Annotated in this window: 11 protein-coding genes; 6 read left to right on the top strand and 5 right to left on the bottom strand. The window is 34.8% G+C overall.

Features of this window, described 5'->3' with window-relative positions:
• Positions 1-114: 114 nt before the first annotated feature.
• Positions 115-1,149, top strand: coding sequence for a DUF3231 family protein (locus POF52_RS28780; protein ID WP_271997288.1), 1,035 nt, complete (start codon positions 115-117; stop codon positions 1,147-1,149).
• A 159-nt stretch (positions 1,150-1,308) separates the two neighbouring features.
• Here POF52_RS28780 and POF52_RS28775 read toward each other — a convergent pair whose 3' ends face one another.
• Positions 1,309-4,428, bottom strand: a complete 3,120-nt coding sequence (locus POF52_RS28775; RefSeq protein ID WP_271997286.1) for an efflux RND transporter permease subunit — start codon at positions 4,426-4,428, stop codon at positions 1,309-1,311.
• A gap of 780 nt (positions 4,429-5,208) precedes the next feature.
• Here POF52_RS28775 and POF52_RS28770 point away from each other — a divergent pair.
• From POF52_RS28770 to POF52_RS28750, 5 genes are all read left to right on the top strand, one after another.
• Positions 5,209-5,928, top strand: coding sequence for a response regulator transcription factor (locus tag POF52_RS28770; RefSeq protein ID WP_271997284.1), 720 nt, complete (start codon positions 5,209-5,211; stop codon positions 5,926-5,928).
• On the top strand, positions 5,906-7,258 hold the full coding sequence (locus POF52_RS28765) for a sensor histidine kinase (RefSeq protein ID WP_271997282.1): 1,353 nt from the start codon (positions 5,906-5,908) through the stop codon (positions 7,256-7,258). Before POF52_RS28770 ends, POF52_RS28765 begins: the two co-directional genes overlap by 23 nt.
• Before the next feature lie 358 nt (positions 7,259-7,616).
• Entirely contained in the window at positions 7,617-7,814 is a 198-nt protein-coding gene (locus tag POF52_RS28760) for an IDEAL domain-containing protein (RefSeq protein WP_176586378.1), read from the top strand.
• A 645-nt stretch (positions 7,815-8,459) separates the two neighbouring features.
• The gene (locus POF52_RS28755) at positions 8,460-9,587 is read left to right on the top strand and encodes a spore germination protein (RefSeq protein ID WP_271997279.1); all 1,128 of its coding nucleotides are present in this window, start codon (positions 8,460-8,462) and stop codon (positions 9,585-9,587) included.
• The gene (locus POF52_RS28750; protein WP_271997276.1) at positions 9,571-10,782 is read left to right on the top strand and encodes a Ger(x)C family spore germination protein; all 1,212 of its coding nucleotides are present in this window, start codon (positions 9,571-9,573) and stop codon (positions 10,780-10,782) included. The genes POF52_RS28755 and POF52_RS28750 overlap by 17 nt, the downstream gene beginning before the upstream one ends.
• A 95-nt stretch (positions 10,783-10,877) precedes the next feature.
• Here POF52_RS28750 and POF52_RS28745 read toward each other — a convergent pair whose 3' ends face one another.
• From POF52_RS28745 to POF52_RS28730, 4 genes are all read right to left on the bottom strand, one after another.
• Positions 10,878-11,150, bottom strand: coding sequence for an HU family DNA-binding protein (locus POF52_RS28745; protein WP_013083575.1), 273 nt, complete (start codon positions 11,148-11,150; stop codon positions 10,878-10,880).
• Between the two features lie 270 nt (positions 11,151-11,420).
• Positions 11,421-12,767 carry a branched-chain amino acid transport system II carrier protein gene (gene brnQ / locus POF52_RS28740; RefSeq protein WP_271997273.1) on the bottom strand — a complete coding sequence of 449 codons (1,347 nt, stop codon included), beginning with the start codon at positions 12,765-12,767 and terminating at the stop codon, positions 11,421-11,423.
• Positions 12,768-13,050: 283 nt separating this feature from the next.
• Positions 13,051-13,278, bottom strand: coding sequence for a hypothetical protein (locus POF52_RS28735; protein ID WP_034651196.1), 228 nt, complete (start codon positions 13,276-13,278; stop codon positions 13,051-13,053).
• Between the two features lie 49 nt (positions 13,279-13,327).
• Complete coding sequence (locus POF52_RS28730; protein WP_176586381.1) at positions 13,328-14,962, bottom strand: APC family permease; 1,635 nt, start codon at positions 14,960-14,962, stop codon at positions 13,328-13,330.
• Positions 14,963-15,399 lie beyond the last annotated feature (437 nt).

Raw genomic sequence — 15,399 nt, 5'->3', positions numbered from 1 at the left:
GACAATCCATATATCTTAAAAAAGATCTGAAGGGACTTGTAATGCTTACAGAGTATGAAGAATAAAAACAATATAAAAGGCAAGCCTAAGAAAAATAAACTTAGGAGACTATAAATGGGAACAATTAAACCAATTAAGATAGGCTTAAAAAAATCAAATCCTGATAGAAAATTGACAGCTCCAGAAATGGGAAAACTCTGGGCAACCTATATGGGTAATAGCATGTCTAATTGTATTTTAAATTATTTTCTACAACATGTTGAAGATCAAGACATAAAAAAGCTAGTAGAACATGCGAAAAGACTAACCGAAGAATTTCAAAGTAGCGTCAAAGAGATATTTATCAAAGAAAATATACCTATTCCTCATGGCTTTACAGAGGAAGACGTTAATCTAGGTGCTCCAAGATTATTTGCAGATGAATTTTATGTACATTATTTAAAGTATGCAGCAAAAGCAGGACTTAGCATTTATAGTATCGCTATACCTTTAATGTATAGAGAAGATGTACGCAATTTCTTAACTTACTGTATGAATTCGACTATGGAATTAGTGGAAGAAATTAAAACCATTTTAATGGATAAAAGCCTTATTATTGCCCCACCCATTATTCCAGCTCCAGAACAAGTGAAAATTGCCAGCACTGATTATTTGAGTGGGTTTGTTGGAGATGTTCGTCCTCTACACGCGTTAGAAATTGCTCATTTATACGATAATATTGAAAATAACGTAACAAGCAAAGCTTTAATCATGGCTTTTAGTCAAGTTGCCAAAAACCAAAAAGTTAGAGACATATTTGTAAAAGGAAAAGATCTTACGCATAAAGCAGTTGAACATTACATAGAAAAACTTCATCGTGAGAACTTACCTGCTCCAGAATTTATTGACCATTTAGTTACAACTTCAACTTTCGCACCTTTTTCGGATAAATTAATGCTGTTTCATAAGGTCGATATGTTTTCCATGAAAATACGAGCATTTGGGAATTCACTAGCTGTAAATGGAAGACATGATTTAGCGTTACTTTATGGGAGGTCTTTAATGAATATAGCAAATTTTGTTAAGGATGCATCAAATATTTTGATGGAAAATGGATGGATGGAAATTCCACCAGAGGCTGTAGATAGAGAAAATTTAGCTTCAAAATAGTATTAGTGAAAAACTAACAAAACTCCTTATAGAAGGTTTTTTTGCATGTGATTTCTGATAATACGTTTTATGGTAACTAGGTCTTTATATAAAAGGTTTTTTTATTCGGAAAACAAGAGAAGGAGCATACAAATTTACTGTATGCTCTTTTGCTTGTTGCTATATTTGTTGAGTAAGTTTATCCGAATTAACGTCTTTACTTGCCTGCTTCTTATGCAGCCATTGATAAATGATTGGAATAACTAGGAAGCTATTACAAGTTGATGTAATCATTCCACCAATTACTACAATTCCCAACGTTTGAGAAATTACCGTATCTGCTTGATGAGAGAAAGCGAGTGGCAACAACGTTAAGATTGTTGTAGCAGCCGTGATTAAAATTGGGCGAACTCGAGAGAGACTACCAGAAATAACGGCTTGTTGTATATCCATTCCACTTTTACGGTTGCGTTCAATTTTATCAATTAACACAATACCATTGGTTACAACGATTCCTGTGAGCATCAGTACGCCGATCAATGCAGCCAAGTTCCATTCGCCTCCAAAAATCACAAGAGCTATAACAACGCCACTTAATGCAAGTGGAATACTTAGCAAGACAGATAAGGGTGCTCTCCAACCTTTAAATAGTGTAGATGTAATTAATAAAACGAATAAGATAGAAAAGGCAACGGCGACTGACATATCAAAAATCATGCTTTTGACTTGTTCTGTTATGCCTCCCATCGAATAGGTTACACCATTTGAAAGATTCATACCTTGAAGTTTCTGATCAACTTGTTTAGATACTTTGCTGATATCGTTGGACGTAATTTGAGCTGTTACTAGAGAAAACGGTTGACCGTTTCGTTCACTAATAGTAGAAGACGTTGGGTCTTTTGCAATCGATGCTAGCTCATTAAGTTTAATGGTTTTTCCACCCTTACCAGAGAATGTCTCGCTACCAAGAGACTTCATTACATCTTCTGGACTCGTATTCATTTGAATATTAGGCTGATTAGAAGATGTTTGATCTGCATACACATCAACAGGAAGACTCATATGGTCTACTACCAGCGTTGCGTCTTTTGTTTGTGACATATATCTATTAATCACAGTCATTATGTCAGAAAGCTGAACTCCTTTTTGAGTGATAGCTTGCTGGTTAAACGTAATTTTGTATTTTGGTTGGCCATTTGTTAAGTCAATTTTTCCATCCACACTTAATCCATCTATTGTGGATAATTCTTTTCGTGCTTTTTCAGCCGTTTTGTCTAAGGTAGCCTGGTCGGAACCGGCAAACATGATCTTCATTTGCGAATCATCACCGGAAATATTTTGACTCGTTACAGTATAGGCCACATTTTTCGAAAGTGTTGGAAGAGTAGAAGCTAACTGCGCAATCACTGTATCTGCTTCTTTCTCATTCTTTAATACTATTGAAAGATTAGCTACATTTGGCTTCTGTAAGAAACCACCGCCTTGATCGAACACGTCATCACTTTGTGGCGTACTGGTTGCACCAAATGTCGATGAATAAGACTCTACTTTTTTATTATCTTGCAAACTCTTTTCAACCTTTTGAACCTCAGCATCTACTTGTTCTAAGGTACTTCCTTGAGGCAACTCTACTTTAATTGCAACCTGACCTGTTTTAGCACTTGGCAAGAATGAAACAGGAAGGAAAGCTGAATAAGAGGCTGCAAAAATAAATAGTAAAGCCGAAATGAGCACCACAAGTTTCTTATGCTTTAGTGCCGATACTAGAACAGGTTTCATCATAGGCTCAAGAGAAACAGCCTTCTGCTTAGATGGTGCTCCTTTCCATCCCATAAAAGCAAGCGTAGGAATGACCAGCATAGCAACAAAAAATGAAATAATTAATGCAATGACAACAGACCACGCAAACCCACTATAAGAGGCACTTACAATTCCTCCTACAAAAGCTATGGGAATATACACAGCTATAGTTGTAAGTGTTGAGCCAAGAATAGCCGGAATCATTTCATGAACGGAAGCACTTAAAAGTGGCAGTAGTGCTTTGTTTTGAGACTTTTCTCTTCTGCGATACATATTATCAAGGATAACAATCGAATCATCTACAATACGTCCCATAGCAACAATTAGTCCTGAAACGGTTAAGATGTTAAGTGTAATGCCCATTGTTTTTAAAATAGCAGCCGTTGCTAACAATGAAATCGGCAACGAAATCGCTATAAGCAACGTAGATCGCACATTTCGGAAAAAGAAAAATACGCAAACCATGGAGAATAAACAACCAAGTAAGCCTTCTCGAATTAAACCATTTAACGCATCGTTTAATTCTTTTTCACGATCCAATTGCGGTGTTAATGAAACAGATCCATCTTTAACAAGCTGCAGTCCATGTACTCGTTCTTTTACATGTTGCGCTACGTCTGTAATATTGGCAGAAGGCGTTTTAATGACATTTAATTGAACACTTGGTTTACCATCTATTCTGGCAACTGTTTTCACATCATTTAACGCATGTGAAATGCTTCCCACTGCTGAAAGAGGGATGGAATTACCATCCGCATTTTTAATTTTAATGTTTTTCATTTGCTGTTCATCGAGTTTCCATCCCTCAAAGGTAACGGGGATCGATAGCTGATTTTGAAGTACAATACCTTTAGGTAATGATGGAACGGATAAAGATAGTGCTTTATTTAAGTCATCCATCGTTAGATTATTTTTCGATAAATCCTTCATTCTTACTGTTAAAACATATCCATCTTTTGCTCCACCAAATGTGGAGACATCAGATACTCCAGGAACGGTTTTTAATTGCTGAACGATATCTTGTTGAACAGTTGATTTCAATTGGTTTTCATCCAACTTATCACTCGTTAAGTTGTACGTAAGTATAGGAAAAGAACTGGTTGTAACCTTTGTAACAAGAGGCGTTGATGTAATGGTTGGTGGAATATCAGCATTAGATAAAGCTTTATTTACATCGGTTTCTGCTTGCTTCATATCCGTATTCATCGGAAAATAGAGACTCATAAATAAGCCACCATCGTATGAGCTCGTTTCCACATCTTGTAACCCATCTGTCGTTCTTACGGCACTTTCCAACTTGTCTGTAACCAATTGGTTTACCTGTTCAGCTTGATACATAGGTAGACGCATGCTTACAGTAAGTGTTGTATTATTGATGCCAGGGAGATAATCTCTTTGCATTTGAAAAGCTGATATACCGCCCCAAGCTAAAATAATAACGACACATACGATCATTAAGATAGCTCTTTGCATGGTTCCTTCTACTAGTTTTTTGAGCATATATTTACTCCTCCTGCTTTAGTATCCTTGTACGGGGAAATCTCTTGAATTCTGTCTTATCTGACTTTTTCACTCATTTGCTCAATCATGTGAATACTCTACAAGGCTAAATGCAAACTTATAAAAATCCTAGATCATACTAATCTCCTCAACCGATTCATGAATATCCATGTTTTTCCTTTTTTGTTACATAGATTTTTTATCAACTCCTTAAACTATTGATTAGAAAAGCGAATAGTAATAGTCTCATGAAGCGTTTTCAAATAGGACGTTTTAAGTTTAGGGCTTGTAATTAAAAAAACATTAAAGATAACATTAAAAATTGATGAAAATGGTAGGTTTTTTGATAAATAATGCTACATTTAATGCAAAGAAGAAATTAGTCTTTTAAATTGCTCTTATTTTCAATTGAATTCAAGCATTAAAACAACACATATAAAACAGCTTTCATCCAACTTTCCAAGTGAGCAGTCATTAATGGCGTTTGTTATTTATGAATTTGCTGTATTTATGCTGGTTCGACATTCTAAAAAGTATGGATTCCTACATTAGCACCAATAGCAGCCATTCTTACTTTATTACTTATTGCAATCAGCCGTTTATTTCTCGGCTTACAATACCCAAGTGATATAGCAGCTGGGTATGTATTTGGTGGAGTATGGCTAGGATTGAATGTCTTATGTCTTGAAATTTTTCGACTAATGAAAGGTATTAGCGTATAACCGATTATAAATTAGAATATAAAGGTCTCATTTTATTAGATATAAGAGGAGAATATAAATGAAAAAAAGTATTTTAATTGTTGAAGATGAAGTAATGATTGCACGAGCACTTCAAATTGAACTTGAGCATGAAGGATACCAAGTACTTGTTGAGCACGAAGGAAAATCCGGTCTTGAAGCTTCCTTAAATAGTAGCATTGATTTGATTTTATTAGACGTTATGCTTCCAGGTCTAAATGGAATTGAAGTTCTTCGAAGAATTAGAAAAAAAGACATCTACTTGCCCATTATTCTTTTGACAGCTCGTGACACCACGTTAGATAAAGTGATGGGGCTAGATCATGGGGCGAATGATTATATCACCAAGCCATTTGAAATAGAGGAAGTATTAGCTAGAGTACGTAATAGTCTTCGTCATAGAGCTATCGTTCAGGATGTTAGTGAAAAAAAAGATGTTCACTTATCAATAGAAGATTTATCTGTGAATTTAGAAACCAGAGATGTAATTAGACAAAACAAGCAGATTATATTAACACCAAAAGAATATGATTTGCTTGTTCATTTATTAAAAAATAAAAATATTGTACTAAGCAGGGACAATATTCTTTTGACCGTCTGGGGCTATGATTATGAGGGGGAAACGAATGTGGTGGATGTGTTCATCGGGCATTTAAGAAAGAAACTAGAAGAAGATACTACATCCCCTTTAATCCAGACCATCCGAGGAGTAGGATATGTGATAAGAAAGGATCAACATGAAAATCACTACCAAAGTTAACCTGTTCATTACCGTTTCTCTGTTACTTAGCTTACTTATTGTAAATGCTATTGTATTTTTCTTATTTATGAAAACGACTGTTAATATGGAAGCACATTTGGTTTCGAAAAACGCTAATGCCATGTTGAAGAAATATCCTATTTCCGAATCCTTAACATTAGACAAAAATCTTTTAAACTCTTACATGTCTACTCACTCTTTTATTCGAATCGTTGGGCCGGACTCTAAGGTTATTGATCAGGTCAGTAACGATAAAACTCTTGCTAAGAAAATCTCTCCCACCTTTTCGTCAGAAAAAGACTTTGAACTTAGACCTTTTCAAGAACATCAAAATTTGGTAGTTCATGTACCGATTTATCAAAATCAAAAAGTAGTAGGGACGTTAGAAATAAGTGAACGATTATCTGGACTAGAAAGCCGCAAAGACATTATCTTATCCATAATGGGGACCGTTACGGCTATCTCTGTTCTTATCTCTTTTTTAGTTGGTAGATGGTTATCAGCTATTATTATGAAGCCTATTGTATCCATGATTTCCACAATGGAGGATATTGAACAAAGTGGGACCTTGAAAAGAATTAGCATGGAAACTGAAACAAAAGATGAAGTGTACAAAATGGCAGCTACATTTAACCGTATGATTGGTAAACTTGAGGAAAATTCAAATAAGCAAAGACAATTTATATCGGATGCTTCCCATGAATTGAAAACACCTTTAACTATTATTAGCAGCTTTATTACGATTCTTAGAAGGCATGGAACACAAGATGAAAAAATAGCCAAAGAAGCAACCGAGGCAATTTATTTAGAAACAAATAGAATGAAAAGTTTAACTAAAACATTGTTAAGTTTAGCTGAATTAGAGGACGCTGAATCTGTTGATATGAAACCAGTTGATCTTGTTTCTCTCTGTACAATCCTTATCGATCAGTTTAAGCAAGTTTATGACCGGCCTATTATTCTGTATAAGAATTCTGAGTCAGTTTTCATCGAGGGAGATGAATTGAAGTTAAAACAAGTGATCATTATCTTTTTAGATAATGCCATCAAGTATAGTACCGATGTAATTGAGGTCTTTTTAGAAAACAATCAACATAAAGGAATTATTCAAATAAAAGATTACGGAATCGGCATACCAGAAGAGGATCAACCTCATGTCTTTGAACGATTTTATCGAGTAGACAAAGCTCGCAAACGGGATTCAGGAGGAAGTGGTCTGGGATTAGCCATTGCTAAAAATATTGTTAGCCTTCATAAAGGAGAAATTCACATACAAAGCAAAGAACATGTAGGCACGGAAATCAAGGTCATTTTTTCTCTTAGGAACTAAAAAAGCCTATAGAATTAAGAACTAGTTCTAGAGGCCTTCATTTTACTTATATCGTAGAAAAACACTTTATTTGCCGTCCACGACGTTTAATTAATAAAACATTGATCTTTAAAAGTTAATTTTCTCCTTGTATCTAATAAATAAAATAAATGATTAATTAATATCATTTCACTTTGACCGATTAATTATTAATTATGCAGTTATATCTAATCAAAGACATATGAAAAATATCTAAAAGGAAATAGGACCTAATCATGCATATTATTCTATATCTCACTTCATCTATCAACCTTGCATAAAAAGAGTTCAAAAGGGAATACTGTTTGCAAAAGAGAAAAGATAAAGGGGTTGACGTTTTATGGAAAATAATGCACTTAACGGAATGGATCGGGTTAATCCAAATTTACGTGATGAAATGTTGGCTGAATTGTTTTTGGATCAAATGATGAATGACTTTAAAAGAAGTAAAATCCTCGAGGAAATTGATCATTCCTTAAAGAATAAAGATAAAGAAACTTTTTTACGTTTAACAAAGAAATTAAAATCTGTATCTTAATAAAAACAATATAATATAGAAGAAACTCGTCAAAAGAAGCCTTTGCTCAACAAGAGCAAAGGCTTCTTTTCATAAATTTCTCCTATATTCAAATCGGATTAAGCTCCCTTTGTATAAGAAATAAACTGAAGAATAATACTACCTGGTAAATAAAAGAATTTCTCATGGAGTAAATAACGATATTTTAAGGGTGTTTGTGTCTAGATCCTCCTTAATATAAAGATAAATAGGGTGATTAGTATGGAGAAATCAATGGTTTCCTATCTTCCAGAGTGGCAAGTTTTTATACAAGCGTTAATGGCATTTTTCATCCTATATATAATCTCCAGATTGTTTAATTGGACTCGTACTTCAGAGGAAGAGTGGTGAAAATGAAAACAAACAGGAATCTGTATCTAAAAATTCAGCTAATCCATTTACACGTGATTTCAATTCAAATGTAAAGGAAGTTAGAAAAGAAATTGGTCATAACTCTGAAGTTCATTTTAGGGAGTTTATTATAGGACGTACCGGCATTCGAGCATGTATTGTCTTCGTTGAAGGGCCATCAGATAAAGATCTTATTGATAAACATATTTTGTCATCATTGATGGCTGATTTTTCATCAGAATCCTAATTGAAACAGCCTTACGAAAAGGGTAGCTTATGACGAAAGGAAGTGAACTGTGGGTAATGATCAATTCAAACGATCGTATTACGACACCTCAAGCAACTGTAGTTGTTATCAATTTTATACTTGGAACAGGAATTCTTACCTTGCCTCGGACAGTTGCGGAACAAGTAAAAACACCAGATGTTTGGTTAAGTGTTATTTTAGGCGGAATAATTGCCATGATAGCAGGAGTAATTATGGTGAAATTAAGTCAACGCTTCCCTGAAAAAACCTTTTATCAATACAGCCAAGAAATTGTAGGGAAATGGATGGGCAAGTTATTTAGTTTCTTCATAATAGTTTATTTTTTAGTACTTGGTGGATTTCATGCCCGTTCATTGGCAGAAGTAACAGGATATCTATTGTTGGAAGGAACCCCTAAATGGGCTATTATTATGCCCTTTATGTGGGCAAGTCTCTACCTAATCAGAGGGGGGATAAATCCAATCGCTCGTCTATTTGAGATTATATTACCTATTACGGTTATTCTTTTTTTACTTGTTGCCTTTATGAGTATCAAAATATTTGAAGTAGACAATCTGCGCCCGGTACTAGGTTCAGGTATCACACCGGTGCTAAAAGGCATAAAAACAACTGCTCTTGCATTCACGGGTCCTGAAATCATGTTAATCATTTTAGCTTTTATGAAAGAACCACACAAAGCAGGAAAAGCTGTACTAGTTGGAATTACTATTCCTTTATTCATTTATGTGATTACTGTTGTAATGGTGATCGGAGCGTTATCGGTTGATGGAGTAGTTACAAGAACATGGCCCACACTTGATTTGATACGAAGTTTTGAGCTGACCGGTTTGATTTTTGAACGATTTGATTCTCTGTTGCTGGTGGTATGGATTATGCAAATGTTTACTTCTTTTACTGTTAACCATTACGCTGCTTCATTAGGACTATCTCAACTTTTCCAAAAGAACATTCATCCATTTATGTATGGCGTGCTTCCCGTTATTTATCTTATTTCCATGATCCCCAAAAACATCAATGATGTATTTAAAGTAGGGGATATGGTTGGCAACGCTGCCTTAGTTTTATTTGGCTTTTTGCCGCTGCTGCTTCTCATTATTTCAAAAGTAAAGGGGAGAAAGTATGAAACAAACCTTTAATCACGTACAGTTCTTATTGGTTTTTCTCTCTGTTTTTTTGCTCGTTTCTCTGACGGGCTGCTGGAGTAGTCATGAAATTGAAGAAAGAAGTTTAGGGGTAGGTGTGGCGCTCGATAAGGGGAAGGAGTCCATGATTGAAAAAGAATTTGATGAACAAGGAGGGGGATATGCGAGAAAGAACCTGATTACGTCAACCTATCAACTTATCACCCCACAAGTGGCAAGTTCAACCACTAAACAAGGAGGTCCTCAACAGAAATCTTATGTGAATGTGTCTGAAACAGGAGATTCTGCTTTTCAAATGCTTCGTGAATTATCTTTAAGAAGTGATACTCCTTTAACTAGTCCCCATATGAAAGTGATGGTTATCGGTGAGGCCCTTGCACGATCGTATAGTTTGGAACAATTAGTGGATCAAAGTCTTCGTGACAATGATTTTAGACCAAGTTGTCTGATGTTTATTAGTAAAGGGAGAGCAAGCGACACACTCGAATCAAAAACAGCAGGAGAGATCCCGGCATTTCGTTTGTCTGCAATGGTGGAAAATTCCTATCGAACAACGAGAATTTTACCTCCTATGCCGCTTATTAAACTAGAGAGCAAGATCCAATCACGGTCTAGTTTTCTGTTGCAAAATGTAGTATCAGCAAATGGAGAAATCAAATTTGCGGGTGCTGCCATAATTAAAGGGAAAACAAACAAACTGATCGGTTTTTTGAATGAAGAAGAACTAGATGGTCTGACTTGGATCACAGGAAAAGGGAAAGGCGGTCTAGTGAAAAGCTTTGATGAAAAGACTGGTCAGCTGATTGTATACGAAATAGAATCTATGAAAAGCCATATTGAACCTCATGTTAAAGGAAATAGCATTTCCTTCAATGTGCATATTGAATCAGAGGGAAGGCTATCTGAAAATTGGGTGGTCTCAGGAAATCCTTTAAAAAATCAATTTTTACAGAAGGTGCAAAAAAACTCAGAAAAAAAAGTAAAGCGCCTCGTAAGAAACACGGTAGAAAAGATGCAAAAAGAATATAAAGTCGATGTGGCCGGGTTCGGAAATCAATTGAGAATTAAGAGACCCAGAGTATGGATGAGGGTTAAAGCCAATTGGGATCAAACATTTAGTGAAGTTCCAATTAACTATGATGTGAAATTAATGATTAAAGATTATGGAGCGTCAGGATCAACGAAGTAAGCTTTCAAGTTTAACTTTGCTTATTTTGATGTCAAAAATGAAAGAAAGCTCCAAGGAATAACCTTGAGGCTTTCTGAAAAGTATTCACCCTATACTTATTTAAGAGCTTCTTTTAATTCTTTTCCGGGTTTAAACGCAGGAACTTTGGAAGCTGGAATCGTCATTTCTTCACCAGTTTGGGGATTACGTCCGGTACGAGCTGCACGTTCACGTACTTCAAATGTGCCGAATCCAATCAATTGAATTTTTTCTTCATTAGCAAGTGTATTAGAAATCGTTTCAAACAATGCATCTACAGCTTTTTTAGTATCTTGTTTCGTTAGTTCTGATTTTGTTGCAACTGCATCGATTAATTCAGCTTTTTTCATATGTAAATACCTCATTTCTTATTGCATTATAGTATGTATATGTAGAACATATCACAGTCTTTATAAAATGTTCAAACATAAGCACTCATTTGATGATTTAAAAAGTTATCTAATAAACTAGATGCTGAGATTTGCTCTAAGACAAAATGAACCCCATTCAAGACAGAAGAAACTCGTCAAAAAGGGAGCTTTGCTCAATAAGAACAAAGCTCCCTTTTGATGATTTTCTCCTATTTTCAAATGGATGTAACCTTTGCATCAGAATATTTATTATTTATTCAGTCTAGATGAACTGTAATTAAGAAGGATTTTTACTTGTACTATGCTAAAACCTATTAATCCCCCAATAATAGCTGGAACAATCCATCCTAGTCCTACTTTGTACATAGGAAGAACTCTAATAAAGAAACTATTAATAGATGAAATGTGAATACCGCCCGTATTTAATCCATCAAATAGACTAATAATAAATGTCAAAAGTAAGCTCCCTTGATAAACTTCAGTTTTTCCTTTAAATAAAGGATGAAAAAAAGTTAAGAATATCAATACAATAGCTAATGGATAAATAGCTGTTAATAGAGGTATAGAAATAGCAATTAACTGCGTTAACCCGATGTTAGCAACGATTGCACTAAAACCACATAGACTAATAGCAAGTATTTTATAAGGTACCTTTGGAAATAGTTTATGAAAGAATGAAGAACAAGAAGCAACAAGTCCTACACTAGTTGTTAAACAAGCTACCGTAATCATTAATCCTAATAATATTCCACCGTAAGCTCCAAAATAATAATTCGAGACTTTTACCAAAACAGTACCTCCGTTATCTAAGTGTCCAAGTTTTTCTACACTTGAAGCACCCATGTAAGAAAGAGCCGTATAAATGGTTATTAGGATAATAGCAGCAATTCCTGTTGCTTTTGCACAAATAGCCATAATGTGTTTTTTTGTTTTTGCGCCTTTTTCTTTAATAGCATTAATAATAATAATTCCAAAAACAAAAGCTGCAAGAGCATCCATTGTTAAATAACCTTCCTGAAATCCCTTGAAAAATGAGTGGATTTTATAGTTCTTCGTAGGCACCTGGAAATCCCCAATAGGATGAATAAAAGCCATCACTACAAGAATTCCAATAAATGTTAACTTAATAGGCGTTAGGAATTTTCCGATAATATTGATAGTTTTAACAGGATTTAGTGAAAAAAAGCATGTGATGCTAAAAAAGATGATGGTGAAAATAAATAAAGGTATGTGGTCTAGATCTTCCGCCAAGAAAGGTTTGATGCCTATCTCAAAAGAAACGGTTCCTGCTCTTGGTATGGAAAATAAAGGGCCAATCGCTAAATAAAGTACGGTTGTAAATACAAGAGCAAATACAGGGTGTACGCGACTCGCTAGTGACTGTACATCATCTTTCCCCGAAAAACCAAATGCTAACACACCAAGTAACGGTAACCCAACTCCGGTTACTAAAAATCCGGCATTAGCTGACCAAATATTTATTCCTGCTGATTGACCAAGCATTGGTGGGAAAATTAAATTTCCTGCCCCGAAGAATAGAGCAAATAACATTAAACCAATAACTAATATAAATGAAAATGGCACTTTATCCGACATATAAAACCTCCATAAAATAACAGCTTTCACTATTGTTATATAAATGAAACAAGAGACCGAAAGAATGTACAGTGTTTTTTAGAAAACTTTTCGGCCTTTTCATGTTTTGACTTCTCGTGGCATTACGATAGTTAGGAATTCGACTTTTCCTATAGCCCTCGAACATATGAGAAAAGAGAAAAAGATGCCCTAGGCATCTAATAAGACAAGTAAAATATCTCAATAACATCGTCAAAAGAAGCTTTTGCTATTGTAAGTAAATTCCCTTTTAGAAGAGTTTCTTCTATTCTAAATTATGTCCATGAGATGGGACGGACTTAAATCTTAAAATCTTTACATTTTGAATGAACACTCTTTCTTTTGTAGATATATCCAATTTAGCTAACCTTACAATTTCATCTGGATCATTAATGGATTGCATGACTATGGAATTATTAATTATTTTATTATTTTTTAATATAGAATAGTCTACCGTAAAGATTTTTAACTTTCCTACCTTATTTTTCAACATAACAACTATCTCCACATACTTATAAAATATTTGTATTAGAAACCAATTTTTATACAGCTTTTTCTTTATCTGATTGAGATTTTATTGTTCTCTCCCTTAATCTCATTTCTTCATTTACTTTGGTCGCTTCCTTGAGGTATTCTGTTTTAAATCCACTCTTTACAGCCCAAACATAAAAAACAAGAGACAAACATGTAATGATAAGCATGTCCCAACCGTATGGAATAACATTTATTCCACCAAACTTTTCACTTCCTAAATATGAAATAACCATCATACATAATAAGTAAGTAACCATCCAAAGTCCAGCTAGGAAGTTCTTCTGGAACCCCTTCCATTTCAACTTTGCTTGATAATAAAAGTAAATAGGAAGACCCATCATAATAATGAATAACACCTGTCCTGTAAGTGGCCACCTCGCCCAGTACAGAGTTAATGACGCAAATATAAAACCCAGTGGCGCAATAATACTTAATCCCTTTAGACGTAATGGTCTGTACAACTCTTTTCCCGTTCTTCTTAACGTCATGGCTGTAACAGGTCCGGTAATATAAGAGATTAATGTCGCAACTGAAATAATTTCAGCTAATACACCCCAACCTCTAAATAGAAATAAGAAAATGAATGATACGGCTAAATTGAAAAACATTGCTTGACGTGGCACACCATAAATAGGGTGCAATTTCCCTAAAACACCAGGTAAATATTTATTCTTTTCCATACCGTATATCATACGAGATGTGGTAGCAGTATAGGTTATTCCCGTTCCAGAAGGAGAAACAAATGCATCAGCGTACAATATAATAACAAGCCAGTTAATACTTAGAGCAATAGCCAAATCAGCAAATGGAGAGTTGAAATTAAGGTGACTCCATCCATGAACAACCATAGAAGGGTCAACTGCTCCAATAAACGCAACCTGTAATAAGATATAAATAACGGTAGCAATTAGAATCGATCCTACTACAGCTAATGGAATAGAACGCCCAGGATTCTTTGCTTCTCCAGCCATATTAATAGGACTTTGAAAACCATTAAATGCAAATACAATACCGGACGTTGCTACCGCCGTCAGTACGCTTGCCCAACCATTTGGCGCGATGCCTTCTTCAGACGTAAAATTTCCACTATGAAAACCGGCAAATAAAAGTGATCCAATTGTTAAGCCAGGAATCACGATCTTAAAGATTGTGATGAGTGAATTTGCTTTGGAAAAAAGACTTACTGTCCAATAATTTAATAAGAAATAAATAAGTAATAAAACGGAAGCAATGCCTAATCCAGGTAAAGTAAGCGTGCCATTTTTTACTAAACTACTTGTCCACTTTGCCCATTCCCAGGGCCAAGAACTCATATATTGTACAGAGGCAACAGCTTCAACTGGGATAACAGATACAATAGCAATCCAGTTTGCCCAAGCAGCAATAAATCCAAGAAACGATCCATGAGAATATTGTGTATATTTAACCATACCTCCTGCTTCCGGAAACATAGATCCCAGCTCGCTGTAAGAAAGTCCAATAAATAAAATAACAGTCATACCGATAATCCAGGAAATAATAGCAGCAGGTCCAGCAATTTGGGCTGCTCTCCATGCTCCGAATAACCAACCTGAACCAATGATGGAACCTAGTCCAACCATTGTTAAAGAAAAAGTTCCCATCCTACGCTGTAAATGATTCATTTTTTTAACCTCTTTCATATAAGTTGTAGTAATTATAGAAAGACTATTACACCCTCCATAGTCCCTTTCTTAGTAAGGGAAGGATTATAGTAGATATCGTAGTCTGCTTAGCTTCAAAAGGAGTTGATACATCAGCGTAACTTTAAGAGATAGTGATACTCCTTTAGGTCATTAATAAGGATACAATGAGAGCAATTTTTTTCTGTAGTCAGTTTATAAATATCTTCACTCCATTAAAGTAGAATTTTATTAAACGCTTTCATTTTTCCTCAACGAAATCGTATCTTTAATTTATAATAGGAACTATATAATCATACAGAAAACGACAAAAATTATAAATTTTCTAAATTTTTTTGTGAATGATTTGATAAGAAAGAAGTGCGTATTCTCCATTATTTAAATATAGAAACATTTAATGTTATCATATATGGATTTAA

The sequence above is a fragment of the Priestia sp. AB genome (assembly GCF_028369225.1).
Classification (GTDB): Bacteria; Bacillota; Bacilli; order Bacillales; family Bacillaceae_H; genus Priestia; species Priestia megaterium.
This window is presented reverse-complemented; position numbering and strand designations above follow the sequence as displayed.

Excerpts from the sequence above, each read along its gene's own strand:
- POF52_RS28780 (WP_271997288.1), top strand. The coding sequence starts at position 115 with ATGGGAACAATTAAACCAATTAAGATAGGCTTAAAAAAATCAAATCCT.
- POF52_RS28775 (WP_271997286.1), bottom strand. The coding sequence starts at position 4,428 with ATGCTCAAAAAACTAGTAGAAGGAACCATGCAAAGAGCTATCTTAATG.
- POF52_RS28770 (WP_271997284.1), top strand. The coding sequence starts at position 5,209 with ATGAAAAAAAGTATTTTAATTGTTGAAGATGAAGTAATGATTGCACGA.
- POF52_RS28765 (WP_271997282.1), top strand. The coding sequence starts at position 5,906 with ATGAAAATCACTACCAAAGTTAACCTGTTCATTACCGTTTCTCTGTTA.
- POF52_RS28760 (WP_176586378.1), top strand. The coding sequence starts at position 7,617 with ATGGAAAATAATGCACTTAACGGAATGGATCGGGTTAATCCAAATTTA.
- POF52_RS28755 (WP_271997279.1), top strand. The coding sequence starts at position 8,460 with ATGACGAAAGGAAGTGAACTGTGGGTAATGATCAATTCAAACGATCGT.
- POF52_RS28750 (WP_271997276.1), top strand. The coding sequence starts at position 9,571 with ATGAAACAAACCTTTAATCACGTACAGTTCTTATTGGTTTTTCTCTCT.
- POF52_RS28745 (WP_013083575.1), bottom strand. The coding sequence starts at position 11,150 with ATGAAAAAAGCTGAATTAATCGATGCAGTTGCAACAAAATCAGAACTA.
- brnQ (WP_271997273.1), bottom strand. The coding sequence starts at position 12,767 with ATGTCGGATAAAGTGCCATTTTCATTTATATTAGTTATTGGTTTAATG.
- POF52_RS28735 (WP_034651196.1), bottom strand. The coding sequence starts at position 13,278 with ATGTTGAAAAATAAGGTAGGAAAGTTAAAAATCTTTACGGTAGACTAT.
- POF52_RS28730 (WP_176586381.1), bottom strand. The coding sequence starts at position 14,962 with ATGAATCATTTACAGCGTAGGATGGGAACTTTTTCTTTAACAATGGTT.